22 protein-coding genes, 1 tRNA gene and 2 pseudogenes are annotated in these 25,350 nt (G+C 71.6%); 7 read left to right on the forward strand and 18 right to left on the reverse strand.

Annotation, left to right across the window (positions count from 1 at the left end; all coding sequences use genetic code 11):
* Positions 1–28 precede the first annotated feature (28 nt).
* From RM779_RS14100 to RM779_RS14135, 8 genes and pseudogenes are all read right to left on the reverse strand, one after another.
* Positions 29–829, reverse strand: coding sequence for an SAM-dependent methyltransferase (locus RM779_RS14100; RefSeq protein WP_311618027.1), 801 nt, complete (start codon positions 827–829; stop codon positions 29–31).
* Between the two features lie 194 nt (positions 830–1,023).
* Positions 1,024–1,497, reverse strand: a complete 474-nt coding sequence (locus tag RM779_RS14105; RefSeq protein ID WP_311618028.1) for a carboxymuconolactone decarboxylase family protein — start codon at positions 1,495–1,497, stop codon at positions 1,024–1,026.
* A gap of 111 nt (positions 1,498–1,608) precedes the next feature.
* Complete coding sequence (locus RM779_RS14110; protein WP_311618029.1) at positions 1,609–2,391, reverse strand: SDR family NAD(P)-dependent oxidoreductase; 783 nt, start codon at positions 2,389–2,391, stop codon at positions 1,609–1,611.
* Between the two features lie 236 nt (positions 2,392–2,627).
* A pseudogene (locus RM779_RS14115) lies at positions 2,628–3,169 on the reverse strand (alpha/beta hydrolase).
* Between the two features lie 190 nt (positions 3,170–3,359).
* Positions 3,360–4,562: an MBL fold metallo-hydrolase gene (locus tag RM779_RS14120; RefSeq protein ID WP_311618030.1), complete on the reverse strand. Its 1,203-nt coding sequence runs from the start codon at positions 4,560–4,562 to the stop codon at positions 3,360–3,362.
* 189 nt (positions 4,563–4,751) lie between these two features.
* Positions 4,752–5,225: pseudogene (locus RM779_RS14125) on the reverse strand (Scr1 family TA system antitoxin-like transcriptional regulator); the annotation flags it as partial.
* A gap of 198 nt (positions 5,226–5,423) precedes the next feature.
* Entirely contained in the window at positions 5,424–6,479 is a 1,056-nt protein-coding gene (locus RM779_RS14130) for a fatty acid desaturase family protein (RefSeq protein WP_311618032.1), read from the reverse strand.
* A gap of 364 nt (positions 6,480–6,843) precedes the next feature.
* Positions 6,844–6,918: transfer RNA gene (locus RM779_RS14135), tRNA-Val, on the reverse strand.
* A gap of 170 nt (positions 6,919–7,088) precedes the next feature.
* Between RM779_RS14135 and RM779_RS14140 the strand changes: the two genes are divergently transcribed.
* On the forward strand, positions 7,089–8,390 hold the full coding sequence (locus RM779_RS14140; RefSeq protein ID WP_311618344.1) for a coiled-coil domain-containing protein: 1,302 nt from the start codon (positions 7,089–7,091) through the stop codon (positions 8,388–8,390).
* On the opposite strand, the gene RM779_RS14145 is transcribed toward RM779_RS14140, so the two are convergent.
* Entirely contained in the window at positions 8,374–8,982 is a 609-nt protein-coding gene (locus RM779_RS14145) for a TetR/AcrR family transcriptional regulator (RefSeq protein ID WP_311618033.1), read from the reverse strand. The two genes, RM779_RS14140 and RM779_RS14145, sit on opposite strands and share 17 nt — an antisense overlap.
* 83 nt (positions 8,983–9,065) lie before the next feature.
* Between RM779_RS14145 and RM779_RS14150 the strand changes: the two genes are divergently transcribed.
* Both RM779_RS14150 and RM779_RS14155 read left to right on the forward strand, forming a co-directional pair.
* Entirely contained in the window at positions 9,066–9,239 is a 174-nt protein-coding gene (locus RM779_RS14150) for a hypothetical protein (protein ID WP_311618034.1), read from the forward strand.
* A gap of 44 nt (positions 9,240–9,283) precedes the next feature.
* Positions 9,284–9,901 carry a DUF4383 domain-containing protein gene (locus RM779_RS14155; RefSeq protein ID WP_311618035.1) on the forward strand — a complete coding sequence of 206 codons (618 nt, stop codon included), beginning with the start codon at positions 9,284–9,286 and terminating at the stop codon, positions 9,899–9,901.
* A gap of 37 nt (positions 9,902–9,938) precedes the next feature.
* On the opposite strand, the gene RM779_RS14160 is transcribed toward RM779_RS14155, so the two are convergent.
* The 3 genes from RM779_RS14160 to RM779_RS14170 are packed head-to-tail and all read right to left on the reverse strand — an operon-like array spanning position 9,939 to position 14,367.
* Positions 9,939–10,751: an HAD family hydrolase gene (locus RM779_RS14160; protein ID WP_077063638.1), complete on the reverse strand. Its 813-nt coding sequence runs from the start codon at positions 10,749–10,751 to the stop codon at positions 9,939–9,941.
* A gap of 41 nt (positions 10,752–10,792) precedes the next feature.
* Entirely contained in the window at positions 10,793–13,207 is a 2,415-nt protein-coding gene (locus RM779_RS14165) for a phosphoribosyltransferase (RefSeq protein ID WP_311618036.1), read from the reverse strand.
* A complete protein-coding gene (locus RM779_RS14170; protein ID WP_311618037.1) occupies positions 13,204–14,367 on the reverse strand; it encodes an HpcH/HpaI aldolase/citrate lyase family protein in 1,164 nt (387 codons plus the stop codon). Before RM779_RS14170 ends, RM779_RS14165 begins: the two co-directional genes overlap by 4 nt.
* Positions 14,368–14,482: 115 nt before the next feature.
* Between RM779_RS14170 and RM779_RS14175 the strand changes: the two genes are divergently transcribed.
* Entirely contained in the window at positions 14,483–15,166 is a 684-nt protein-coding gene (locus RM779_RS14175; protein ID WP_311618038.1) for a TerD family protein, read from the forward strand.
* A 28-nt stretch (positions 15,167–15,194) separates the two neighbouring features.
* Here RM779_RS14175 and RM779_RS14180 read toward each other — a convergent pair whose 3' ends face one another.
* The 5 genes from RM779_RS14180 to RM779_RS14200 all read right to left on the reverse strand — a co-directional run bounded on the left by RM779_RS14180 (position 15,195) and on the right by RM779_RS14200 (position 18,963).
* Entirely contained in the window at positions 15,195–15,947 is a 753-nt protein-coding gene (locus tag RM779_RS14180; RefSeq protein ID WP_311618039.1) for a Tellurium resistance, read from the reverse strand.
* Positions 15,948–16,035: 88 nt separating this feature from the next.
* Positions 16,036–17,190 carry a DUF475 domain-containing protein gene (locus RM779_RS14185; protein WP_311618040.1) on the reverse strand — a complete coding sequence of 385 codons (1,155 nt, stop codon included), beginning with the start codon at positions 17,188–17,190 and terminating at the stop codon, positions 16,036–16,038.
* Positions 17,191–17,238: 48 nt separating this feature from the next.
* Complete coding sequence (locus RM779_RS14190; RefSeq protein ID WP_311618041.1) at positions 17,239–17,835, reverse strand: TerD family protein; 597 nt, start codon at positions 17,833–17,835, stop codon at positions 17,239–17,241.
* 118 nt (positions 17,836–17,953) lie between these two features.
* Positions 17,954–18,412, reverse strand: a complete 459-nt coding sequence (locus RM779_RS14195; RefSeq protein WP_077061703.1) for a peroxiredoxin — start codon at positions 18,410–18,412, stop codon at positions 17,954–17,956.
* Between the two features lie 116 nt (positions 18,413–18,528).
* On the reverse strand, positions 18,529–18,963 hold the full coding sequence (locus tag RM779_RS14200; protein WP_311618042.1) for a DUF3052 domain-containing protein: 435 nt from the start codon (positions 18,961–18,963) through the stop codon (positions 18,529–18,531).
* A gap of 368 nt (positions 18,964–19,331) precedes the next feature.
* Between RM779_RS14200 and aceE the strand changes: the two genes are divergently transcribed.
* From aceE to RM779_RS14215, 3 genes are all read left to right on the forward strand, one after another.
* On the forward strand, positions 19,332–22,064 hold the full coding sequence (gene aceE, locus RM779_RS14205) for a pyruvate dehydrogenase (acetyl-transferring), homodimeric type (RefSeq protein WP_311618043.1): 2,733 nt from the start codon (positions 19,332–19,334) through the stop codon (positions 22,062–22,064).
* Positions 22,065–22,189: 125 nt separating this feature from the next.
* The gene (locus RM779_RS14210; RefSeq protein WP_311618345.1) at positions 22,190–23,356 is read left to right on the forward strand and encodes an alpha/beta hydrolase; all 1,167 of its coding nucleotides are present in this window, start codon (positions 22,190–22,192) and stop codon (positions 23,354–23,356) included.
* Between the two features lie 65 nt (positions 23,357–23,421).
* Positions 23,422–24,297, forward strand: a complete 876-nt coding sequence (locus RM779_RS14215; RefSeq protein WP_311618044.1) for a DUF4429 domain-containing protein — start codon at positions 23,422–23,424, stop codon at positions 24,295–24,297.
* Between the two features lie 34 nt (positions 24,298–24,331).
* On the opposite strand, the gene RM779_RS14220 is transcribed toward RM779_RS14215, so the two are convergent.
* Complete coding sequence (locus RM779_RS14220) at positions 24,332–25,348, reverse strand: aldo/keto reductase (protein ID WP_311618045.1); 1,017 nt, start codon at positions 25,346–25,348, stop codon at positions 24,332–24,334.
* Positions 25,349–25,350: the final 2 nt, after the last annotated feature.

The following is a 25,350-nucleotide window of genomic DNA, read 5'->3' on the forward strand; positions in this document are numbered from 1 at the left end:
GGGGGCGTGCGATACGCACACATTCCCCTCACAGTCTGGCGACACCGCCGTACCAGGAGACGTCGGCGTGCGAGGGCCGCTCTTCCGGCGGCTCGGTGGCGCGCCATTCGGAGACGACCTGTATCCCGGGCTCGATCAGGTCGAGCCCCGCGAAAAGCTCCGTGAACCGCTCCTTGCTGCGCAGCGTCAGCGGCACCCCGTGCGAACGGTAGGCGGCCTGCACCCCCATCGCCGCCTCGGCGGAGAGGTCGGCGGTGCCGTGCGACAGCACGAAGTGGCTGCCGGGCGCCAGACTCCCGGTGAGCGCGCGCACGATGCCCGCCGGGTCCTCGTCGTCCCCTATGAAGTGGAGCACCGCGACCGCGAGCACGCCCACCGGCAGGGACAGATCCAACTGCTCGCGCGTGCGCGGGTGGTGCAGCACCGCCAGCGGGTCACGGATGTCACCGCGCACGACGGTGGTGCGCTCGTTCTGCTCCAGCATGGCCCCGCCGAACGCGAGCACGATCGGATCGTTGTCCACGTACACGACGCGGGTCTCGGGCTCGACCTCCTGCGCGACCTGGTGCACGTTCTGGGACGTGGGCAGCCCGGGCCCGAGGTCGAGGAACTGGCGAATCCCGACGTCCTGCACGAGGTGGCGAACGACGCGGGCGATGAACTTGCGGTTCTCCTGAGCGGCGATGCGCAGCGTGGGGGCCGACGCCAGCGCCTTGTCCGCGGCCTCGCTGTCCGCCGCGTAGTGGTCCCTGCCGCCCAGCAGGTAGTCGTACATCCGGGCCGAATGCGGTCGGTCGGTCCGGGGAACGACCGGCGAGTCGCCGTTCACGGGCACGCCCCTCTTGGCTGGTTGAACTATGGATCAACGGGCCGAAGAATAATGCGGATTGCACCCACCCGTCGATCGCAACGCATGGCCGACCGCCCCCAGCCTAGCCCGCGCGCACTCAGCCTGCCCTCAGCCTGCCCCCGGCCCCCGCCCAGCCCCCGCCCAGCCCGCGCCCAGCCGATGGTGGCCCCCCGTTACCCGAACTGGCCGGGCTGGTAGCCCCCGGCGGGCTGCTGGACGAGGACGTTCAGGCGGTTGAACGCGTTGATGAGGGCGATCGCGCACACCAGGGCGGCGAGCTGGTCCTCGTCGTAGTACGTGGCGGCGTTCGCCCAGACCTCGTCCGCGACCCCGCCGGCGGCGTCCGCGATGCGGGTACCCTGCTCCGTCAGCTCCAGGGCCGCACGCTCGGCGCCGGTGAAGACCGTGGCCTCCCGCCAGGTCGCGACGAGGTTCAGACGCACCGAGGTCTCCCCGGCCCGCGCGGCCTCCTTGGTGTGCATGTCGATGCAGAACCCGCAGCCGTTGATCTGGCTGGCGCGGATCTTCACCAGCTCCAGCGTCGCGCCCGGCACCGTCGAGCGGGGGAACGTATGGTCGGCGGCCGCGAGATGCTTCCCGAACTTTGCCGCGCCCGGGATCTGCATGAGGTTCAAACGAGCTTCCATGGCCAGTTCCTCCGCGTTGTCGGTGCGTACACACCCCTGACGCCGCAGCGCGATGAGATGTGACAGCCGCTGGTCGGGAAGGACCCCACCGCGGGGAACGGACCGGCGCGGTCAGAGAGCGTGTCCGCCGGCCACCTGGAGGACTTGTCCGGTGATCCAGCGGGCCTGGTGGGAGGCCAGGAAGATCACGGCGTCCGCGATGTCCTCCGGTTCGCCCACCCGTCCCATGGGCACGATCGCTGTCGCCTGGGCGATGAGATCTTCTCCGATCCACCCGGTCTGCACCGGGCCCGGTGCCACGGCATTCACGCGGACGCCCCGACCGGCCAGGTCCAGCGCGGTGGCCCGGGTGAGTGCCTCCAAGGCCGCCTTGGACGTTCCGTAGCCGATCTGCCCGGGGAACGCCCTGGCGGCGTCGGTCGAGATGTTGACGATGGACAGCGGCTGATCGCCGCCGCGCAGCCCTGCCACCTCGGCGGTGAGGAGCGCCGGAGCGATGGTGTTCACCCGGTAGTGCCGTTCCAGCGAGTCAGAGGTCAGGGCGTCGACGGTGTCCGGCGTCTCGCAGTGGGCCGCATTGTTGACCAGCACGTCGATCGAGCCGAGACGTTCCGCGGCAGCCACCGCCAACTGGCGTGCCCCGTCAGGCCGGGACAGATCCGCGCTGATGGCCACGGAGCCGTTGCCGAGCTCCTGTGCCAGCTTCCCGGCTTCGCCCGGGCCGGGCGTGATGTGGCCCCAGTCCGCACCCTCCGGGGCAGGAAGGTCCTGCGCGAGATAGTGGATCGCCACCCGCGCCCCCTGCGCCGCGAAAGCGCGGCTGATCGCCGCACCGATGTTCCCGGCACCACCGGTGACCAAGACGTTCTTGCCTTCGAGTCGGGTATCGATCACGTGCGTCTCCAAAAGGGTGTTCCGCCGCTGGTCTCACAACGAGCGGGGCCCGGCGGAAGAGATAAGGGAAGAAAAGACCTGATCTGCTGGCACTTCCCCCACGGGGCAACACGCCTCGCACATGGGGGTGGGCATAGTCAGGAACGCATGCCCACAAGCTATCAGACCCGAGTGCGGGCCCGGCGCGCCGATCGGAACGGACCCGATCGGCGCGTCGTGGACCTCAAGTGGCCGTATCAGCCGAGGTGTCGAGCAAAGAATCGCAACGTGCTGTCCAGCTCGAGTGCCGGGACCTCCCCGTGCTTACCGGCGTTGGCGTGCAGCGTCTTCTCGGCCGGGGCAAAAGCGTCGAACAGCGCCAAGCTCTGGGCCCGCGGCACCCGTTCATCGTTCCCTCGGCCGATGCCAGCGCCCCTCCCAAGCCCAGCACCGCCGCACGGACCCGGGGTCCGTCGGCGACGAACGGAACGCCGAGTCCGCAACCCACCACGCGAGCCTGGTTCTCGGTCGCGATCCGGTTGTACTCCTCGTCCACCGGCCGATCGCCATGGCCGGGCACGTCGACCGCCGCCGCCGCGAAACCACACTCGGCCACAAAGCGGCGCGCGCGGACCACGATGTCGGGTGCCTTCTTGTGCTGGCCGCCGCCGTGTCCTGTCAGGATCAGGGGACGGGCACCGGCGGCGCCTTCCGGCGTCCACAACACGCCGGGAATCTCACCGAGGGTGAAGAGCTGTTCGGACACGCCGCCGGACGATGTCCGCAAGGTGAAGCGCATAGCGTTTCAAGCCTCTCGGGATGCCTTCCGCGGGCACTCCCCAGACCATGCGAGAGAGGGAGCCCCGACCTGTCACACCGTTGATCGGTCTCACCTCCACAGTTCGCAGTGACGCACGGCAAGCGGCGAACGTACCGTCGAACGTTGCCCGGTGCGGCACTGGCGACACAGACGGCGACCGCCGCGCGGGTCAGCGGCGGCGGCTACCGACGCCGAGTTGCATCAGGTCCTCGCCGACGATGAGTCGGCCGGAGTAGCCTTCGCCCGCGGGCAACCAGTGCTCAGGGCCGGGGTCGGTCGGGACGAGGTGGGTGAGCACCAGGTTCTTCACCCCGGCGGGCTCGGCCACGTCCCTGCCGACCTGTTCGATGGTCGTGTGGCCCTGCAGCAGGGTCATGCGCATGAACTCCCGCTGATCCGGCGGGAAGACGGAGACGACCTCGTCGATGTACGCGGCGTCCACGCACTCGTGCACGAGGTAGTCGGCGCCGCTCGCCAGGTCGATGAGGTTCTGGCTGACCCTGGTGTCGCCGGACACGACGACGGAGCCGTCCGGCGTGTCGAACCGGAAGGCGAACGACGGGGCCGTGGGCCGGTGGTCGACCAAGGTCGCGGTGATCCGCACGTCGCCGTCGGTCCACACGGGGATCGGCGCGTCGAGGCGGGGCGGGATGCCGGGCGGATCGACGTGCCAGAGCGAGGAGATGTCGATGTCCTGCACGACGAACAGCTCGTCCGGGAGCCGGAACAGGCTGGCGCGCGCCCGCTCGTTGAGGTCGGCGGCGAACGTGTCCCGCAGCCGGTCGGTCGTTTCGCTGATCCCGGGTATGGGCCGCTCCGGGGTGACGACGGGTGGCTCCGGCCGGCCGGGCGGGCTGACCGGAGGAAGGGTGTCGCGGTCGCCGGGGCCGAAGACGCGGATGGGCTCGGACAGGCCCGTCCCGTTCGATGGCACCGTCGGGTACAGCGCCGGCCACTCGGCCCAGTGATCGGAGTGCATGTGCGTGAGGAAGATGCCGCGCACGTTGTCGAGCACACCGGAGGGCGACCCGCTGCCGAGACCGGCCGCGGCGATGCGCATCTGCGAGCCGAATCCGAGGTCGACGAGGTACACCCGGTCCTCGTAGACGATGGCGGTGGAGATGCCCATGCGCGCGCCGTCGGTGAGGACGGGGCCGCCGGCCGTGCCCAGCAGGACGACGCGGGTGCGGTGGCGGCTGCCGCTGGTGTCCGGGCGCGCGGCGCCAGGCGCGCCGGCCGCCTGCGCGGCCCCCGACGTCCCGGCCACGCCCAGCCCGACAGCCGCGGCGGCCACACCGGCCGTTCCGGCGGCACGGAGGGCACCGCGGCGGGACATGTGGGCCCTGAGCAGTGGCCCGAGGTCGTCACACACAGAAGCTCTCCTTCACGTCGTCACTCGGCCTGCCCGAGCGGCAGAGGCCGCGATAACCCGGCCGGACGCAGCATGCTGACAGATTCGGCTCGAGGATCGCTCAAGGCGGCCCGGTGCCGGAACCACGTGACGGGAACGGCTCGCACGCCCGCTGCCGGCCTTATCGTGACTCCCCAAGGGAGGCCCTCGTCATAATCCTTCGATCGCCCTCAGGATCAGGGCGCGCGCATCCGCGCCGTAAACGGCCAGCTCGCGCAGCTGCTGAAAGGCCCGCAGGTAAAGGGCCACTTCGGACGGCTGGGTGACCGTAACTCGCGCGGTCAGCAACTCCACGGCCACGAGGGTGTCGTCGTAGACATGGAAGGCTTCCAGAGGTCGGATTGCTCGATCGGGAAGGTCAGCGGGGATGACGCCCAGGGACACGGCGGGGAGCGCGCCGGCCGTGAGGAGGTAGCCGAGCTGCGCGGCCATGGCGGCCGAGTCTCCCAGTCGGTAGTGCAGCACGGACTCCTCAACCAGCAGCGCGAGCCGATGGCCCTGAGCCGGGTGCCGACGCGGCGGCCGGGGCTCTCGCACGAGGTCCGCGAGCGGCCGACCAGATGTTCGGGGCAGCCCGCCGAGAAGTTTGGCTCTCGCGCTCCCTCTCGCGCACAGCATGACCGGGGTGTTACGTGCACCTGGGAGGCATCCTGGCCGCAGCCGGCGAACTGGACGAGGCCCATGCCGCAGGCAACAACGCGCTCGCCGTACTGCCCGGCACAGGATCGGAGAGGATGACGGGAACGGACAGGCGCCATCAGGCCCTCCGTGGGAGCCTGCCCTGCGCACAGCGGCCCGGTCACATGGCCCCCCCGGTCGCGGTCAGGAACGCGGCTCTTGCCGGATCGGTACGCCCACGGTGTGCAGATGCCGGACCGCCTCGCCCCAGGAGGCGAACAGCCCCGTCTCGTAGTAGGGCACGCCCACCTCCGCGCAGTACCGCTTCACGATCGGCGCGGCCCTGCGCAGGTGCGGGGTCGGCATCGACGGGAAGAGGTGGTGCTCGATCTGGTAGTTGAGTCCGCCCAGCGCGATGTCCTTGAACACGCTGCCCGTGACGTTCCGCGAGGTGAGCACCTGGCGGCGCAGGAAGTCCGGGCGATCGTCGCCCTTGAGCGTCGGCATGCCTTTGTGGTTCGGCGCGAAGCAGCAGCCCAGATACACGCCGAAGAGAGCCTGGTGCACCAGCACGAAGGCCACGGCCTTGCCGGGGGACAGAACGGTGAACAGCACGCCCAGATAGATCACCACGTGCGCGGTCAGCAGCACGCCTTCCAGTCCACGCCGTTTCATCGGTGCCGAGCGCAGTGCCCGAAAGCTCGCGACGTGCAGGTTGAAGCCCTCGAGAGTCAGCAGCGGGAAGAAGATCCAGCCCTGCACACGGCCGATGAAACGCGGCATTCCCCGTGCCGTCCGCGCCTGTTCCTGCGACCACACCAGGATGTCGGGCGCGACGTCCGGGTCCAGTTCCTCGTGATTGGGATTGGCGTGGTGCCGGGTGTGCTTGTTCATCCACCAGCCGTAGGACATGCCCACCCCGAGATTCCCGAACAGCCGGCCCCAAATCTCGCTCGGCCGCCGCCGGGAGAAGATCTGCCGGTGCGCCAGATCGTGCATCACCAGCGCGGCCTGCCCGAAAGCCAGTGCCATGAACGCCGCCACGGCGAGCTGCCACCAGCTGTCCCCCACCAGGGCGAAAGCCACCCAGGCACCCAGGAACGCCGTGGCCACCAGGGACAGCCGCACCGCGTAGTACCCCGGCCGCCGCCGCATCAGCCCCTCCTCGGCGATCCGCCGGGACAGCCGGGCGAAGTCACTGCCTTTCGCACTCCCCGGCTCAGCAGCCTCTGCGGACACCGTCTCCGTGCTCGTCGTCATGCCGCCAAGTCTTCGGCCCCCGGCACCGGCGGGACAGCCGCCTGCCCCCCGCCCTCATGGGGGCCTGCACCCCCTGACGCAGGTGATGCTGGGTACACCATGGACCAGGAGTGCGATCCGCACCCGGTCCGCGACCGCCGGGTTGCCCTTGCCAAGACCGTCCGCGATGGCCCGGGCGGTGGCGAGTTCCCGTTCGGTCAGTGCGGACAGCTGTTTCCGCGTGTTTCCGCGCGGCTTCGCGGGCCGGGTCGCGAGCGTCGGAGGACCGCGGCCGAGCCGCCGCGGCGATCACCCGCGCCGTGGGGATGTGGACCCTGTGTGGACTCTTACCGCACGCCAGAGTGCCGGCAGAGGACATACTGTCTGGTGGGTGCAGACGGGTTCGAACCGCCGACATCCGCCTTGTAAGGGCGGCGCTCTACCGCTGAGCTATGCACCCTGGATCGGGGCCACAGCCTACACGGCCGTCCGTGGCGTGCAGTAAACGCCGGGTTGCCCCCGCTTCGTGAGGCTGGTGGGAGAATGGGCGTGGGATTCACATGGCCAATCCACCGGCGGGGAGTGGGACACGTGACAGCGACGCGCACCGCGAAACGGCTTGCCGCACTCATGCTGCTTCCGCCGCTGTCCGTGCTGGCCCTCGCGGGTGCCGCGCTGCCCGCGGCTTTCACCGGTGGGGGGACGCGCCGGTGGGGGCGGGGGCGGGTGGAGGATCTGCGGGCGGAGGCGCAGGAGGCGAAGGACGCCGCGGCTGCCGCGTTCTACGAGCTGGACACCGCGCAGCGGGATCTGCGGATCACCGTGGAGACGATCACCGCGGCCGACGACACGCGGCAGGCGGCGCGGGCCGCGGCGGATTTCGCGGCGTTCGGCGAGCGGATCGACCAGGTCAGCCAGGCGTACATCACCGCGATGGACGCACACGACCTGGACGCGGAGGGCCTGGACGCCGGGGGCGCGTCGCGGGCGGCGCGGGAGCTGCTGGGGGCGCGCGACGAGCTGGCGCGCACCCGGCAGGATCTGGAACGGTTCGGCGAGTCGCTGGGGCCGCTGCTCGAGCGGGCCGAGTCGCAGCTGGCGCAGGTGGCACCGGCGGTGGAGCGGGCCAGGCAGGCGCTGCGGGCGGCGACGGAGGCGCTGGACGTGGCGCGCGGCGCCGGTCTCGGCGCGGAGGATCTCGCGGCTTCGCTGGCGGCGCTCGGTCCTGAGCTGCGGCGGCTGAACGAGGGGGCGGGGCAGCACGGCATCAAGCCGACGATCCGCCGGGCGGAGGACGTGCGGCGGCGGGCCGAGTCGATCGCGGCGGACGCGGCCCGGCTGCCGCAGCGGGCGGCGGAGATCGACCGGCGGCTGTTCAGCCTGCGGACGCGGGCGGAGGCGATCATCACGCGCGCCGGCAAGGTGGAGCCGGTGCTGAGCGAGCTGCGCCGCCGGTTCAGCGTGGCGTGCTGGCAGGACCTCCAGCGGGTGCCGGAGCAGGCGGCGCAGTCGGTGCGGCAGGCGGAGCAGGTGCTCACGGCGGCGCAGCGGGCGCGGGACGAGCAGCGGTTCGCGGATGCGACGGCCCGGCTGACGACGGTGCACGCGCTGCTCGGCCGCACCGACGAGGCGGTGTCGGCGGCCGGGGAGCGGCTGCGGCGGCTGAACGAGGTGTCGTTCGATCCACGCAAGGAGATCGACAGGACCCGCTTCGTGCTGCGGGACGCGCAGCGGCTGGCCATGACGGGACGGACGATCCCCGAGCCGCGGCACGCGCGGCCGCTGGACGCGGCGGTCGAGCGGCTGGACCGGGCCGTCGCCACGTTGGAGAACGGGGGCCGCAACCCGGACTACTGGCTGTTCCTGACGGAGTTGGAGGCCGTGCGCAGCGCGGTGGCCGCGGTGGTGGACGACATCAGGTCGGGCCGGTAGCCGAGGACGGGCCGGCGCCGCCGAGGACGGCGGTCACGAGCGTTTTCGCGGCGGCGTGGACGGCCGCGGCGGCGTCGGGCGCGTCGGCGATGGCGGTGGCGACGATGGCGCCTTCGTGGAGGCTGAGCAGCTGAGTGGCGAGGGTGCCTGGGTCCGGGGCGCCCGCCTCGGTGAGCAGCTCGTGGAACAGCGTGTGCAGCCACTTCTTCTCGGCCACGATGATCTTCCGCCCCTCGTGTTCCGGCTCGGGCAGCTCGGCGAAGGCGTTGATGAAACTGCATCCCCGCTCGGACCCGCCGAGCCATTCGGGCATTACCTCGAACGGCACCAGCACGCGCCGCACCGGGTCGTCCCGCACGGCGTCGAGGAGGGTGCTGATCATGTCGCGCCAGCGGCGGTCGCGGGTTTCGAGGTAGGAGACGACGAGGGCGTCCTTGGAGCCGAAGCGGTTGTACAGGGTCCGCTTGGTGACGCCTGACTCGGCGGCGATGGTGTCGACGCCGACGGCGTGGATGCCGCGCCGGTAGAACAGCTCGGACGCGACGTCGAGAATCCGCCGGGCGCCCGGCGTGAGCTGATCGTTTGCGGTCATGACACACACCCCTTGACTTCACAGATCTGTATACCTACCGTGGAACACGGAACTTCACAGATCAGTGTACCTGGAGGCACACCATGAAGGTGATCTTGCAGCCGTTCGTCGAGGCGGTCCGCGCGTTCGGCCACGGCATCAAGGCCGCGAACGCCATCCGGCACAACGTCAGCCCCGACCGCACCACCGCGGAGGCCACGGCCTGGGCGCTCCCCCGCCCGCAGGCCGAGTACGCACGGTGGGGCCCGACGCGTTAAAGCCCGTTTTGCACGGGTACGCGGGGGGCCGAAGGAGGTCCCCCATGGGTACGTACAGCACGAGCGGGTCGCCGCGGCTGCCGAGCACAGGACCGCTGGCGCTGCTGCGGCGGGCCCGCCTGGACGAGCATCTGCCGGTGGACCGGAGGCTCAGCCGCGTCTACCGCGTCGGGGCGGGCCTGATGGGGCTCGCGCTCGTGGTCTTCGGCGCACTCGGCCTGACCAGGAACCTGGGGATGTTCTCCACGCGCGAGGACACCATTTGGGGGCTGTACACCAACGGCGCGCTGAGCTGGCTGTCGATCGTCGTCGGTCTCCTGCTGTTCTTCGGCATGGTCAAGGGCGGAAACCTCGCCTCCACGCTGAACATGCTGCTCGGGGTCGCGTTCGTGCTCAGCGGCTTCGTCAACCTGGCGCTGCTCGAGACCGGCGCCAACGTCCTCAACTTCGGCATGCAGAACGTGATCTTCAGCTTCGCCGCTGGCCTGCTGCTGATGTCGTTCGGCATGTACGGCCGCGTCAGCGGGCGGCTGCCGCACGACAACCCGTACTGGCAGGCCAGGCACCCGGAGGTGCGCGACGGCGCGCCGGAACGGCAGGAACTGGCGGAGCGCCGGCGCAAGGAGCTGAGCGAACGCGAGGAGTCCGGCGCGCGCAGGTAGCTCGGCGAGCGCAGGTAGCTCGGCGAGCGCAAGTGACTCAGCGCGCGCCGCCGTCGAGCCGGCGCAGCACAGCCCGCAGAATCTCCTCCCCGCAGGCGACACCCTGCCCGGTCAGCGCCGTGACGTGCGGCGCCGCCCAGCCGGCGGCGGCCAGCTCGCCGTGCCCCGGCCGCCAGCCCTGGTCGGCGGCGAGCAGCAGATCGGTGTCGAGCAGCGAATCACCCGCGGCCAGCACGGTGCCGGCCCCCGTACGGCGGGCGATCTCGGCGACCGCCGCGCTCTTGGTGAGCGGGCGCGGCACCGCGTACAGCTTGCGGCCCTGGAGCGAGACGGTCCAGCCGCGGGGGGCGGCCCAGTCGGCCAGCTCCTTGGGCCAGGTGTCGGGCAGCAGCCCGCGGTCGACGACCAGGTAGGCGAACAGGCCCTCCGCGTCGCGCTCCCGCAGCAGCCAGGCCGGGTCCGCGGTGCGGCGCAGGTGGTCGCGCACCTCCGCGAGCGGCGCGCAGTCCGCGGCCAGGGCGCGGCGCACCGCGGCGTGCCAGTCCTCGTCCGTTCGCCCGTCGACCAGCAGGTGGCCGCCGTTGGCACAGATCGCGTAGCGCGGAACGGGCCCGGGCAGGCTGATCCGCAGGTACTGCTCGCGGGTGCGCGTGGTCGTGGGCACGAAGAACGCGCCGGGGTGCGCCGCGAGTTCGGCCAGGAGGCCGCCCGCTGCCTCGGTGACGAACGACTGCGGCAGCGAACGGTACACCTCGACGCAGGTCAGCCGCGGCGCCTCCGCGTCCGGCATGCCGAGCGCGAGCGCGGCGGCGGAGTAGATGAGGGTGCGGTCCAGATCGCTCGCGACGATGGTGCTCGCGCGCGTGCTCGCGCGCGGCGGCGCGGTCTCGGTCACTGCGCGGCCTTTCCGTCGGCTCCGGTGGCGCCCTTGGTGTAACGGGGGTGGATAAGCCCGACGCAACTGTAGGGCAGGTCGTCGGTCTCCTCGACGGGAACGCCGCGCTGCTCGGCGAGCAGCCGGATGTGGTCGAGGTCGGCGCCCGCGCCGCGGCGCGCCAGTATGCGCCAGGGGACGCGGCGCAGCAGCACGCGGGTGGTCTCGCCGACGCCCGGCTTGACCAGGTTGACGTTGTCGATGCCGTAGGCGGCGCTGATACGTTCCACCGCGCGCCAGCCCTCCCAGGTGGGGGTGCGGTCCGCGGCGAGCAGCGCGGCGGTGTCGGCGGCCACGCCCGCGGCCACCTCGGCGAACCGGCCGGCCACCACGTCCAGGAAGTGGCGGGAGAGGTCGGCGCCGGCCAGCTCCCGGTAGTGCTTGGCACCGTGGAAGTCGTGCGGACCGACCAGGTCGGACCGCAGCACGGTACGCGAGATGAGCCCGGACACCGTGGAGTTGAGGCAGGCCGAGGGGATGAGGAAGTCCTCGCGGGTGCCGTAGGTGGCCACGCAGCCGCCGGGGTCGGCGAGCACCGCGAGGGCGGGGTCGAAGCCGGGGAACGGGGCCAGCGCGTCGGCCAGTTCCCGCGTGATGGCGCCCTTGCCGGTCCAGCCGTCGACGAACACGACGTCGGCCGGGTCGTGATGGGCGGCCAGCCAGCGCAGGGCGGTGGTGTCGATGCCCTGGCCGCGGACGATGGAGACGGCGTAGTGCGGCAGGTCGAGCCCGTGCGCGTGCCGGGCCCAGCGGCGCATCAGGACGCCGACGGGCGTGCCCGCGCGGGCCAGGGAGACCAGCACGGGAGTGCCGCCGGGCCGGGCCCGTTCGGCCAGGACGGCCTCGGTGACGGTGCCGACGGCGCGGGCCACGCGGGCCGCGGAGGTCTCCAGGGCCTGGTGGAACAGGCGCTGGTACGCCGGGCTCGGCTGGTACTCCACGGGCAGCGATTCCGCGTAGTGGGCGCCGCCGGACTGGATGGCCTCCTCGCGTTCCTCCGCGGGCGCCTCCAGGGTGACGCCGGAGAGGTCCTGGAGGAGCCAGCCGACGTCCTCGGGCGCGTAGGAGGAGAACGCGGGGCCCCGCAGCGGGTGCGGCAGCGAGGGCACGACGGTGAACAGCAGGTGCCGGGTGTGGGCGGCGAGCACGGCCAGCAGCCCGTCGGGCGCGTGCAGTTGCGCGGTGTCGCCCGCGGCGTCGGTGACCAGCAGGACCGCGTCCCAGTCGCGGCCCGCCACGTTGTACGCGTAGCGGGGCCCCGGCCCGTCGGCCGGCCGGTCGTGGGCCGGGAAGACGAGGCGGCTGCGTATCGCGTAGCCGGGGTCGTCGACGGCGAGGACCGGGGAGCGCGTGGTGGTGGAGAAGTACACCTCGGCCCCGGGCAGCGCCGCCTCCGCGGCGGCGGCGAGACGCAGCGGCGTGTACGACAACTCCTCGGTGCCCAGGACCAGAACGCGCCGCGCGCCGGGCGGCAGCGCCGCGGCGAGCCCGGCGGCGAGGCCCGGCAGGGCTGCCTCCAGGCGGGCCAGGTCGGCGGGCAGGTAGCCGTGCCGCCCGCCGTCGGGCAGCCCCGCGGGCCAGTCGAGGGCGACGCGCTCCGGGCGTGCGGCGGGCCGGCCGCGGCCGTCACCATCGCCATCGCCGTCGGGGGCGCGGTCGGGGTCGGGTGCGCGGTGCGCGTCGACGAGCGCGGCACCGCGGCTCAGCACGTCCTCCGGCAGGTCGATGCGGCCGACCGCCAGGGCGGTGGTCTCGACGGTGACGCCGAGGTCGGCGGCGAACTTGGCGAGGGCCGCCCGGTCGCTCTCGGTGCGCATGTCGACCAGGGCGGCCACGAGGTAGCGCTGCCTGGGGCGGGCCCGGTGCAGGGCGGCGATGGTGTTGCGCACGGTGCGGCCGGTGGACAGTTCGTCGTCGACGAGGACCAGCGGCCCGTCGCCGGCCAGCAGCGCGGGGTCCTTCGGCAGCAGCAGGTGCGAGGTGTGGTGGCTGTGCTCCTCCTCGAAGCCGCCGGCCCGGGCGACGCCCGGCACCGGGCGGCGCGTGGAGTGCAGGTAGGGCACGCCGCCGAGGCCGTCGGCGACACAGTGGCCGAGCCCGGTCGCGGTCTCCGCGTAGCCGAGGACGAGGGCGCGGGGCGCCGCCTCGCCGAGCAGCTCCTTGACGCGGCGGCCCAGCTCGACGCCGGTGCCGTACACGGTGCGCGGCGACTGCGGCACGTGCTTGCCGAGGACTTCGGAGACCAGCAGGTGGGCGCGCTTGGGGTTGTGCCGCAGGGCCAGGCCGAGCAGGCCGCGGGCCGCGTCGCCGTGCAGCCGCACGCCGAGGCGGCTGGTGACCCAGGTCCCGGGCCATATCGCGCCGGCGCTCATCCGATACCCGCCGTGAGGAGGTCGACGAAGTCGACGCCGTCGCGGGAGACGCCGAACACCTCGGCGCGCAGCATGGTCCGCTCGGCCCACGCCCGGTGCGGCTTCACCTCGTTCATCTTGTTGGTGTAGGCGGAACGCAGGACGCCGCCGCCGGACGGGCCGGTGCGCAGGATGTCGGCGGCGTCGCTGAACTCCTCGTGGCTGACGACGGACAGCGCGTGCACCGGGGCGACGTGCGAGGGGTGGATGCAGGTCTTGCCCAGCAGGCCGTTGGCGCGATCAAGGGCGATCTCGCGCAGCAGCGCGTCCATGTCGTGCTTGATGAGGCGGCTGCGCAGGGCCTCGGCCCGGCCGCTGAACGGGCTGTACCGCAGCTGCGGTTTGAACATCCGCTCCTGCGTGCGGAAGTACTCCCAGACCGGGCCGGTGACGACGTAGCCGCTGCCGTCGGCGCGGCCGAAGACGTTGACGACGTCGCTGATGACGGAGGCGACGAGCTGCACGTCGTAGGCGGTCATGTCGGGGCTGCGGCGCAGCGCGTACGCGGCGCAGAAGTCGGTGACGCCCAGGCGGACCGCGGGTATGCGGTCCCGGTACTTCTCCACGGCGCGGGCCGCGGCCGTCAGGCCCGCGCCGCGCGTCTCCAGGTGCAGCAGCTCGGGCGACTCGAGGACCGGCATGGCCAGCAGGCGCCGCCCGGCGAGGACTTCGGCCCCGGTGACGGCCTCAAGGAACGCGGGTCCCGAGTCCGCCGTGAACTTGGGCAGCACGAAGCCGGCCAGCAGCCGTCCCGCGGCACCGAGCCGGGCGGTGAGGCGCGTGATCTGCTCGGGCAGGCGGACGCGGACGAACAGCAGTGGCAGCGGGCCCCCCGGCCCGTCCCGGTGCAGCTCCTCGAACTGGCGTACCAGATTGTCCTCGGCGCCGGCCACCTCGTCGTCGCCGATGGAATCCTCCAGGCAGAGCACCATGGACACGACCCCGGCGGCCGCCTGTTTGCCGATGTCGGCGGCCAGCCTGGGGCGGGTCGCCGGGCTGTAGAGGGTGGCGCCGAGCGCGGCCCCGAGCGTTCTGACGTGGGACTCGGGGCCGAACTCGGCGGGCTCCTGGTGAAACAGCGCGCGACGCCGTGCAGGCGAGAGGTGCCCGTAATGCTGCATCGGTCTCCCCGGTTTTGTCGGGCCGTCCTGCCGCCCGGCTGGCGGCACCGGCTTCCCGTGGCAATCGTAAGCGCGGCATTGTTTCGGAAGTATGGCGGCAGGCAGGATTCCTTATATGACGCACGGGTTGGAGAGGGGAGCCACAATTCATCTTCCCTTCACCGCGTTACGCGCCGTGTTGCGCTGGACGCCCACGGCTTCCGGCGCCCGGCGCCCAGTTCCCGATCTCGATCTTTCCGCGCTGCTGCTCGACGCGTCGGGACGGGTGCGCTCCGAGGGCGACTTCGTGTTCTACAACCAGCCGCGGCATCCGTCGGGCCTGGTCAGGCGCCTGCCGAAGCGGCGGGACGCGGAGGGGCTACGGGACACCGTTGAGGCGGATCTCGCGCGTCTTGAGACGTCGGTGACACGCGTGGTGCTCGCCGCGTCGGCGGACGGCGGGTTCGAGGCGGAGGCCAGCCGGCCGCGGCTGCTGCTGCACGGCGCGGCGGGCAGGGCGGACGGCGGCGCGGGCGCGGCGGCGCCGCTGGCGGTACTGCCGCTCACGCCGCGGCCGGGGGAGACGGCGGTGGTGTGCGGCGAGGTGCTGCGGGGTGCCCGCGGCTGGGAGTTCCGCGCGACGGGACGCGGGTACCGGGGCGGCCTGGTCGCGCTCGCCGCCGACTTCGGGATCACCGCGACGGGCCACCCGCCGCCCCGCGACCCGCGGACGGCCCCGCTGACCTACGGGTACCCGCAGCCCGACCCGGCGTTCACGCTGCCGCCGCAGGGCCCGCAGTTCCTGCCCGCGCGGTCCTGACGCGGTCCTGACGCGGCCCGGGCGCGGCTCAGGCGCGGCTCTGCTTGGCGCCGCGGCCCCAGGACATGCCCCAGCCGTAGAGGCGGTCGATCTCGGACTGGAAGCCGTAGACGTACTTGACCTCGCGGCGGGCGACCAGCTGCCCCTTGTGGGGCTCGATCAGGGCGACCGCGCACGCCCTGGCCTGCGGCGGCGGGTCGGTGAGGCCGATCTCCACGTTCCTGCCGTCGGCGGTGACCAGGGTGACGACGACGTCGGCGCGGTCGAACGCGGGCACCCCGTCGTAGATGTAGACGAAGACCAGCAGTCGCTTGAACTCCTCGGCGTAGTCGAGGTTGAGGTACAGCGTCTCGCCCGAGGCCGTGCCGAACCTGTCGTCGCCGCTGAGCTTGAGGTAGGGCGGCGCGCTGAAGTCGCCCTGGAGACCGCCGAGGGACTGCACGACGCCCTTGCTGCCGTCGGTCAGCTCGTAGAGGCAGGCCAGGTCGAAGTCGATGCTGGCCACGCCCTGCGAGTGCCCCCGTATCTCCGCGGGCTTGAAGATCTCCAGCGGGTGCCGCAGGAAGCGCGCACGCCCGTGGGCTCGGTCGAAGTCCATGTTGGTGCGCATCCGCCAGGACAGGTCGACGCGCAGCGTGCCGGTCTCCGCGCCCTGGGAGGTGAGCGGCGCCGTCGGAGACCGTTTGGTCAGCTCCACGGCGTAGCTCGACATGCCGCCGACGGTGTCGAACTTCTGCCGCGCGATGCCGCCTCCGCGCCAGTACGACCACAGGGACGCCATGGCCGCCCACCCCCTCGACTCTGTCACGCACGTAGCGGGACGGGCGGTCACCGTCCCGCTACGTAAGGCTTCCGCAATCCGCCGGGGCTCACACCCCGGAGCGCACCTCCGACTGCTCCTGCCCGTCCCCGCCGCCGCCGGACGCCTCGTTCGCCGCGTCGATCCGGTTGGCCCGTACCGAGGACCAGAACGACAACCCGATGAGGGTGACGCCGAACAGCCCGGTGACCACCTCGTGCAGGTGCCAGCGGATGCTGATCAGCAGCAGCACGGCGAGGGCGCCGATGGCGTAGTGCGCGCCGTGCTCCAGGTAGCGGTAGTCGTCCAACGTGCCCTGGCGGACCAGGTAGATGGTGATGGACCTGACGTACATGGCGCCGACGCCCAGGCCGATCGCCATCCAGAAGATGTGGTTGGTGATGGCGAACGCGCCGATGACGCCGTCGAAGGAGAACGAGGCGTCCAGCACCTCCAGGTAGAGGAACAGGAAGAACGCCGCCCGGCCGGCCAGGCCGACCGCGGTGGGCTCCTTCCCGGCGCGCTTCGCGGCCTCTTCCTCCTCGGCCGCCCGCTCCTCACCCTCCTCCAGCCGGTGCTCGAAGTATCCCGACAGGCCGCCGACCAGGAGGTACGTCAGCACGCCCGCGACGCCGGACAGCAGCACCGTGTCGGACTTGTCCAGGTGGGCGCCGCCGTGCTGGTAGGCGCTGGTGGCGACGGTGGTGGCGGTCAGCAGCAGCGCGGCCAGCGCGACGCCGACGGCGAAGCCGTCGATCCGGCCGAGCTTGGCGAGCGGGCGCTCCAGCCAGCCGATCCACCGGTGCTCCCGCTCCTGGAAGATGAAGTTGAGGAAGATCATCAGCAGGAACATGCCACCGAACGCGGCGATGGACGGGTGCGCGTCGGTGACGAGCTGCTCGTACTGGTCGGGATCGTCGAGTGCCAGCTCGACGGCCTCGATCGGTCCGAGCGATGCGGTGATCGAGACGATGGCCACGGGAAAGACCAGCCGCATGCCGAAGACGGCGATCAGGATGCCGATCGTCAGGAAGATCCGCTGCCAGAACTCGTTCATCCTCTTCAGGACACCCGCGTTGACCACGGCGTTGTCAAAGGAGAGGGAGATCTCCAGGATGGAGAGGATCGCCACGACGGCGAGCGCTTCCCAGCCCCAGAAGATCAGGGCGGCGGCGAGGCCGGCGGCGGTGACGCCGAACGACCAGCCGAAGGTTTTCCAAATCACGAAAATTCCAGTCTCCCGCGCGGGGCCGCGGATATGCAGGCTGACATGTCAGACGTTGACCCCGTAGTCCAGGGCGATCCCGCGCAGTCCTGAGGCGTATCCCTGGCCGATGGCGCGAAACTTCCACTCGCCAGCGTGCCGGTACAGCTCACCGAAGACCATGGCGGTCTCCGACGAGGCGTCCTCTGTCAGATCGTAGCGGGCCAGCTCCCTGCCGTCGGCCTGGTTGATGATGCGGATATAGGCGTGGGAGACCTGGCCGAAGTTCTGCTGCCGGGACTCCGCTTCATAAATGGACACGGGGAAGACGACCTTGGTGACCTCGGGCGCGAGCCCCGCCAGGTCGACCGTGATCTCCTCCGCGTCCCCCACGTCCCCGCCGGCCTCGTGGGCCGAGCCGATCAGCTCGTCGCCAAGGTGTGTGACGGAGCCGTCGGGAGATGTGAGGTTGTTGAAGAAGACGAAGTGCAGGTCGCTGAGCACCTTGCCGCGCGCGTCGGTCAGCAGCGCGCTCGCGTCGAGGTCGAACGCGGCGCCCATGGTCCTGCGGGCCTGCCAGCCGAGGCCGACCATGACCACGGTGAGGTCCGGTGCCTGCTTGGTCAGCGAGACGTTGCCGCCCTTGGTGAGGCTCACTCCGCCCACGAGTTCTCCCTGTCCACCCTGTCCTGTCGGTCCCCGACGTCCGCGGCCGCGCCCGGCGGGGCCGCGACGGCCGACTGCCGCCGCGACGCCCTGATCCTCCCCGGACGCGACCGCGGGCTCACAGCGCCCCGAGCGCCGTGACGTAATCGTTCAGATCGCGGGCCTCGGGCAGGGCGTTGACGACGGTCCACCGGACCACGCCCTCCTTGTCGATGATGAACGTGCCGCGCACCGCGCAGCCCTTCTCCTCGTCGAACACGCCGTAGGCCCTGGACGCCTCGCCGTGCGGCCAGAAGTCGGAGAGCAGCGGGTAGTCGAGGCCCTCCTGCTCGGCGAACACGCGCAGCGCGAACGGGCTGTCGTTCGAGACGGCGAGCAGCTGCACGTCGTCGTTGGCGAAGGTGGGCAGCTCGTCGCGCAGCGCACAAAGCTCCCCGGTGCAGACGCCGGTGAAGGCGAAGGGGTAGAAGAGCAGCACAACGTTCTTCTCGCCGCGGAAGTCCGCGAGCGTCACCGTCTGGCCGTGCTGGTCCCGCAAGCTGATGTCGGGTGCCTTGGTACCGGGCTCGATCGCCATGGGCGAGTCATCCGTTTCCCTGGGAGAGGTAAAGTGGCACCGCCCAGCCTACGACGCGGTCCCCGGCGGCTTGTGCGCCCCCGGGGACTCGTGTGCTCGCGTGTGTGCCCCGCGGGCTATTTCTTTCCCGCGGCCTTGGGTGTGACCAGGCGGCTGCCTGACCAGTCCCGGCCGGCGCTGACGCTGCTGGTCTGCGCCAGCCCCGCCGTCTGCGCGGCCTCGCCGATGTCACTGGGCTCGACGTAGCCGTCCCGGCCCGTCTTCGGTGTCAGGAGCCAGACCGGTGCCCCGGGATCGATCATCGTGGTGGCATCCACCAGCGCGTCGGTCAGATCGCCGTCTTCCTCGCGGAACCACAGCACCACGGCATCGGCCACGTCGTCGAATGTCTCGTCGACGAGCTCCTGGCCCGTGATGGCCTCGATTCCCTCGCGGAGTTCCTGCTCGGCGTCGTCGTCGTAGCCGAGCTCCTGGACCACCTGCCCGGGCTGGAAACCCAGCCGAGCGGCGGGGTTGGTCCGCTCCTCCGCGTGGTCCGCGGTCGCGCTCACGGATAGCTCCTGTCCTGTTTCGGAATGTACGGGTCGGTCCCGCGCGTGCGCGCGGCTTGGCCGTAGTCCACACGCGCGGGACGGATCGCGCAAGTACCCGGCCGCCGAGCCTGCCCAAACGTTGACGTCTTGGCCCCCGTCGGCCGCGTGATCTGCACCATAGTGTCGCGAACGGTTGTTCGCAGCGCCCCTCGCCCGGGGCGTAGGGTGGCCCGTTGGCCCATGGCCGAGGCAAGGCTCCGCCAAGGATCGGTGAGGATCATGAAGTGAGGATTACCGCCCAGTAGAGATGACGTTTCGCCGTCGGCGGTCCACGATGGAGACGGCGCGACACAAGCAGAGCAGACAACTCACAGTGAAGGAACAGCGTGGCTTCCGGATCAGATCGCAACCCGATCATCATTGGCGGCCTTCCCAGCCAGGTCCCGGATTTCGACCCTGAGGAGACTCAGGAATGGCTCGACTCGCTCGACGCCGCCGTCGACGAGCGAGGCCGGGAGCGGGCCCGCTATCTCATGCTCCGCCTGATCGAGCGCGCCCGTGAGAAGCGGGTGGCCGTGCCCGAGATGCGCAGCACGGACTACGTCAACACGATCGCGACCAAGGACGAGCCGTTCTTCCCCGGCAACGAGGAGATCGAGCGCAAGATCCTCAACGCGACCCGCTGGAACGCGGCCGTAACGGTCTCCCGCGCCCAGCGTCCCGGGATCGGGGTGGGTGGCCACATCGCCACCTTCGGCTCCTCGGCGTCGCTGTACGACGTCGGTTTCAACCACTTCTTCCGCGGCAAGGACGGCGGCGACGGCGGCGACCAGGTGTTCTTCCAGGGACACGCCTCGCCGGGCATCTACGCCCGCGCCTACCTCCTGGACCGGTTCTCCGACGAGCACCTGGACGCGTTCCGCCAGGAGCGCTCCAAGGCGCCGTACGGGCTGTCCAGCTATCCGCACCCGCGGATGATGCCGGACTTCTGGGAGTTCCCGACCGTCTCCATGGGGCTCGGCCCGATCAGCGCCATCTACCAGGCGCGGATGAACCGCTACATGCAGGCCCGCGGCATCGCGGACACCTCCAAATCGCACGTCTGGGCGTTCCTCGGCGACGGTGAGATGGACGAGCCCGAGTCGCTCGGCCAGCTGTCCATCGCGGCGCGCGAGGGCCTGGACAACCTGACGTTCGTGGTCAACTGCAACCTCCAGCGCCTCGACGGCCCCGTGCGCGGCAACGGCAAGATCATCCAGGAGCTGGAGTCCGTCTTCCGCGGCGCCGGCTGGAATGTGATCAAGCTGGTCTGGGACCGCTCCTGGGACCCGCTGCTGGCGCAGGACCGGGACGGCGTGCTGGTCAACAAGCTGAACACCACGCCGGACGGGCAGTTCCAGACCTACGCCACCGAGACCGGCGCGTACATCCGCGACCACTTCTTCGGCGGCGACCAGCGGCTGCGCGGGATGGTCGAAGGCATGTCCGACGACCAGATCCTGCACCTGGGCCGCGGCGGGCACGACCACCGCAAGGTCTACGCGGCGTACAAGGCCGCCAAGGAGCACCAGGGCCAGCCCACGGTGATCCTCGCCCAGACGATCAAGGGCTGGATGCTCGGGCCGAGCTTCGAGGGGCGCAACGCGACCCACCAGATGAAGAAGCTCACGGTCGCCGACCTGAAGGGCTTCCGCGACCGGCTGCACCTGCCGATCCCGGACAGCGAGCTGGAGTCCGGCCTGCCGCCGTACTACCACCCGGGCCGGGACTCGGAAGAGATCCAGTACATGCACGACCGCCGCCGCGAGCTGGGCGGCTACGTGCCGACGCGCGTCATCCGCGCCAAGCCGCTCACCCTTCCGGGCGATAAGGCGTACGCGGCCGTCCGCAAGGGCTCGGGACAGCAGCAGGTCGCCACCACGATGGCGTTCGTACGGCTGCTGAAGGACCTGATGCGGGACAAGGAGATCGGCAAGCGCTTCGTGCCGATCGCCCCGGACGAGTACCGCACGTTCGGCATGGACTCGCTCTTCCCGTCCGCGAAGATCTACAACCCGCTGGGGCAGACCTACGAGTCGGTGGACCGCGATCTGCTCCTCTCCTACAAGGAGTCGCCCACCGGGCAGATGCTGCACGACGGCATCACGGAGGCGGGCTGCACGGCCTCGCTGATCGCGGCGGGCTCGGCGTACGCGACACACGGCGAGCCGCTCATCCCGATCTACGTCTTCTACTCGATGTTCGGGTTCCAGCGGACCGGCGACCAGTTCTGGCAGATGGGCGACCAGCTCGCGCGCGGTTTCGTGCTCGGCGCGACCGCCGGCCGCACCACGCTGACCGGCGAGGGCACGCAGCACGCGGACGGCCACTCGCAGCTGCTCGCCTCGACGAACCCGGCCTGTGTCGCCTACGACCCGGCGTTCGGCTTCGAGATCGCGCACATCGTGCGGGACGGCCTGCGCCGCATGTACGGCGAGGACTCCGAGGACGTCTTCTACTACCTGACCGTCTACAACGAGCCGATCAGCCAGCCCGCCGAGCCCGAGGGCGTCGACGTGGAGGGCGTCCTGAAGGGCCTCTACCGGTACCAGGAGGGCGGCGGCGACGGCGTTCCGGCGCAGATCCTGGCCTCCGGCGTGGCCGTGCCCTGGGCCCTGGAGGCCCAGCGCATCCTCGCCGAGGAGTGGCAGGTCAAGGCGGACGTGTGGTCGGCCACCTCGTGGAACGAGCTGCGCAGGGACGCCGTCGCGGCGGAGGAGCACAATCTGCTGCACCCGGAGGAGGAGCAGCGCGTTCCGTACGTGACGCGCAAGCTCCAGGGCGTTCAGGGGCCGATCGTGGCGGTATCCGACTGGATGCGGTCCGTTCCCGACCAGATCGCGCGCTGGGTGCCCGGCACCTACCAGTCGCTGGGCGGTGACGGCTTCGGTTTCGCCGACACCAGGGGCGCCGCGCGTCGCTTCTTCCACATCGACGCCCCGTCGATCGTCCTGGCCGTGCTCACCGAGCTGGCCAAGGAAGGGAAGATCGACCGATCGGTCCTCAAGCAGGCCATCGACCGCTACCAGCTGCTCGACGTGGCCGCGGCCGACCCGGGCCCCGCCGGCGGCGACGCCTGAGGCGCGCGGGACAGCAGGTCTGAAAGGGCGGACCACCGGAACGACCGGTGGTCCGCCCCCCGTATGCTGTCCCGTCTGTGCTGAAGTTTCGTCCTGTTCTCTCCCGCACCGTCCGCCGGGTCGTGATGCCGTTGACGGTGGTCTTCGCCGTGCTGGCGACGGCCGGCTGGGTGGCCGGCGGCGCCGACCCGGCCCCCGACGCCTACGACGTTCAGCTCGAAGCCTGGGAGCGCGGCAGCGCCCGCGGCAGACCGCTGCCCGACCCGGCGGCGTCGCCCGGCCGGATCAGTGCCTTCTTCGCCGGGCTCACCGCCGCGGAACGTGACCGCCTGGCCGCGCGCCACCCCCTCGTCGTCGGTAATCTGCCCGGCGCCCCCGTCACCCTGCGTTACCAGGCGAACCGGCAGGCGCTCGCCGACGCCAGGGACAACGAGCGCCGCCGCATGCACGACGAACGTCTTTCCCCGGCCGGCCAGCACGAGGCGGGCCGGCGCATGAACCGCTTCACGTCGATGCTGGCGCCGGGCCGCCAGTTCCTGTCCTTCGACCCGACGGGCCGCGGCCGGGCCGCCGAGGTCTTCGGCGACCTTCAGGGGGCGGACCGGATCTCCGTCGTGGTGCCGGGGGTGGACACCGAACTGCTCACGTTCGAACGGACTCGCGGGAAGTACCGGGCGCCCTCCGGCATGGCCGAGGCCCTGTACACCCGCGAACGGTCGCTCGACCCCGGCGAGTCGACCGCCGTGATCGCCTGGGCGGACTACGACAGCCCGGACGGGCTCGGCATGTCCGCCGCGACCGCCGAACTGGCCGGGGAGGGCGCCGACCGGCTCACGGAGTCCGTGCGCGCGCTGCCGGGCGAGGCGCCCGTCGCGCTGTTCTGTCACTCCTACGGCTCAGTGGTGTGCGGCGTGGCCGCCGCCGGGCTGCCGGACCGGGTCACGGACATCGCGGTCACCGGGAGCCCCGGCATGCGCGCCTCGGACGTGCACGGCCTCGACACCTCGGCGCGGGTCTGGGCGATACGGGCGGAGGACGACTGGGTGGCGGACATTCCGCACCTCGCGCTCGGCCCCCTGGGCCACGGCGCCGACCCGGCCGCGGAGTCCTTCGGGGCGCGCGTGCTGTCCGCGGGCGACGCGGAGGGACACAGCGGCTATTTCGAACCCGAGGCGAGAAGCCTGGAAAATCTGGCGCTCATTGGCGCCGGTGAGGTAAATGACGTCACTTGTGCCTCAGGCACCACGGGCTGCGCCCCCGCCGACCCCTGTGCCAGGCCCGCGACCGCCTGAGCTGACAGGAACACACCCATCCGGGGGAAGCCGAATCGTCAGCCCCGGCGCATACGATGACCCGCATGGGTGATGTGCTGGCCGGAATCCACTCCACGTGGGAGTTCGACACCGACTCCGTGCTCATCCGCTTCGAACGGGGAATACGCACACCAAAACTGTTCCAGGTCTTGGGCGAGCGCCGTATCCCGTTCGAGGCGCTGAGCACCGTCGACCTGGCCCCGGGAACGCGCAAGGGCACCGTGGTCCTGCACGCCGTGCCCCGCCCCGGGGCCGACCCGCTGCTCGAAGCCGCCGCGGGCCAGCTGCGGCAGGCTGCCGACCCCTACCGGCTGGTCCTGCCCGCCGAGCGCGAAACGCTGGGCGACTACTACGCCACCGAGCTGCGCGCGGCCCTGGGCCCGCACGCGGACGAGCCCGCCGACCAGTACCTCGTCGCGGCCCCGCCGGCGCCGCTCCAGTTCAAGGCGTACGACGCCAAGGTGTCATTCGACGGCAAGGTGGTCTCGTTCCGCTGGTTCTGGACCGGCGCCTCATCCGCCAAGTGGAAGGCCGGCGACCAGTCCTTCCCGGTGAGCGAGCTGGCCGAGGTCGACTGGCGGTCACCGGAGATAGCCGGCGGCCACCTGCGCCTGCGGCGGCGCGGCCCCGACGGCCAGCCCGAGCCGCGGAACGAGGCGGCCGACCAGGACCCGGCGGCCGTCGTCTTCGGCCTCGGCTACGGCCTGGTCCACGAGTCGCTGCCGCTGGCCGCGGCCGTGTCGGAGGCGATCCGCGCGGCGGAGCCCGCCGGAGAGGGCCACCTGGACAACGGCCACCGGCGGGCGGACCCGGGCGACATCGCCAACCGCATCCGCCACCTCGGCGAGCTGCACTCGGCGGGGCTGCTGACGGACGAGGAGTTCACCGCGAAGAAGACGCAGCTCCTGGCCGAGCTGTAGGTCCCGTCCTGCCGCGGGCCCGGCCCGGCCGGGGCTACTCGCGGGCGGCCGAGGTGAAGCTCATGTCGTGGTAGCGGTCGCCGGTGACGCCGGCGGCGATCGGCTCCAGGGCGGCCAGCTCGTCCGGGGTCAGGACGATGCGGGTGGCCGCCGTGTTCTCCTCGACCCGCGCCCTGCGCCTCGTTCCCGGGATCGGGACGACCGCGAGACCGCGCACCGCCGCCTGCTGGTGCACCCAGGCCAGCGCGATCTGCCCCGGCGTCGCGCCGCGGGCCTCTGCGATGGCGCGGACCGGGGCGAGCCGCTCGGAGTTCGCCACCGCGTTGGCGCCGCTGTAGCGGGGCTGCTGGTGGCGGAAGTCCCCGGCCGGAAGCTCGGCGCTCGCGTCGGTGAACGAGCCGGTCAGGAAGCCCCGGCCGAGCGGCGCGTACGGCACGAACGTGACGCCCAGCTCCCCGGCCGCCGGCACGGCGGTCCGTTCCACGTCGCGCGAGAACAGGGACCACTCCGACTGCACCGCCGCGATGGGGTGCACCGCGTGCGCCGCGCGCAGCTCGGCGCCGGTGACCTCGCTCAGGCCCAGGTGCCGCACCTTGCCCTCGGCGACCAGCTCGGCCATCGCGCCGACGGTGTCCTCGATCGGCACCCGCGGATCGCGCCGGTGCAGGTAGTACAGGTCGATCACGTCCACGCCGAGCCGCCGCAGGCTGCCCTCGGCGCAGGCCCTGAGGTAGGCCCGGTCGTTGCGGACGCCCCGCTTCAGCGGGTCGGCGGGGTCGAGCACGATGCCGAACTTGGTCGCGATGACGACCTCGTCGCGGTGGGCCAGGAAGAACGGCGAGAGGAACGTCTCGTTGTCCCCCGAGCCGTACATGTCGGCGGTGTCGTACAGGGTGACGCCCAGCTCCAGCGCCCGTTCCAGGGTGGCCCTCGCCTCCGTGGCGTCCGTGGGCCCGTAGGCGAAGCTCATGCCCATGCAGCCGAGACCCTGGATACCGGTCCTGGGGCCGTGCGTGCCGAGCGGGGCGGTGGCGATCGTGGTGGCGCTCATGC

Source organism: Streptomyces johnsoniae, from assembly GCF_031845565.1.
Taxonomy (GTDB): Bacteria; Actinomycetota; Actinomycetes; order Streptomycetales; family Streptomycetaceae; genus Streptomyces; species Streptomyces johnsoniae.

Coding starts and splice junctions, on each gene's coding strand:
- RM779_RS14195 (WP_077061703.1), bottom strand. CDS start 18,412: ATGGCGATCGAGCCCGGTACCAAGGCACCCGACATCAGCTTGCGGGAC.
- RM779_RS14220 (WP_311618045.1), bottom strand. CDS start 25,348: ATGAGCGCCACCACGATCGCCACCGCCCCGCTCGGCACGCACGGCCCC.
- RM779_RS14210 (WP_311618345.1), top strand. CDS start 22,190: ATGCCGTTGACGGTGGTCTTCGCCGTGCTGGCGACGGCCGGCTGGGTG.
- RM779_RS14145 (WP_311618033.1), bottom strand. CDS start 8,982: ATGACCGCAAACGATCAGCTCACGCCGGGCGCCCGGCGGATTCTCGAC.
- RM779_RS14215 (WP_311618044.1), top strand. CDS start 23,422: ATGGGTGATGTGCTGGCCGGAATCCACTCCACGTGGGAGTTCGACACC.
- RM779_RS14130 (WP_311618032.1), bottom strand. CDS start 6,479: ATGACGACGAGCACGGAGACGGTGTCCGCAGAGGCTGCTGAGCCGGGG.
- RM779_RS14175 (WP_311618038.1), top strand. CDS start 14,483: ATGACGCACGGGTTGGAGAGGGGAGCCACAATTCATCTTCCCTTCACC.
- RM779_RS14155 (WP_311618035.1), top strand. CDS start 9,284: ATGGGTACGTACAGCACGAGCGGGTCGCCGCGGCTGCCGAGCACAGGA.
- RM779_RS14105 (WP_311618028.1), bottom strand. CDS start 1,497: ATGGAAGCTCGTTTGAACCTCATGCAGATCCCGGGCGCGGCAAAGTTC.
- RM779_RS14165 (WP_311618036.1), bottom strand. CDS start 13,207: ATGAGCGCCGGCGCGATATGGCCCGGGACCTGGGTCACCAGCCGCCTC.
- RM779_RS14150 (WP_311618034.1), top strand. CDS start 9,066: ATGAAGGTGATCTTGCAGCCGTTCGTCGAGGCGGTCCGCGCGTTCGGC.
- RM779_RS14170 (WP_311618037.1), bottom strand. CDS start 14,367: ATGCAGCATTACGGGCACCTCTCGCCTGCACGGCGTCGCGCGCTGTTT.
- RM779_RS14180 (WP_311618039.1), bottom strand. CDS start 15,947: ATGGCGTCCCTGTGGTCGTACTGGCGCGGAGGCGGCATCGCGCGGCAG.
- RM779_RS14140 (WP_311618344.1), top strand. CDS start 7,089: ATGCTGCTTCCGCCGCTGTCCGTGCTGGCCCTCGCGGGTGCCGCGCTG.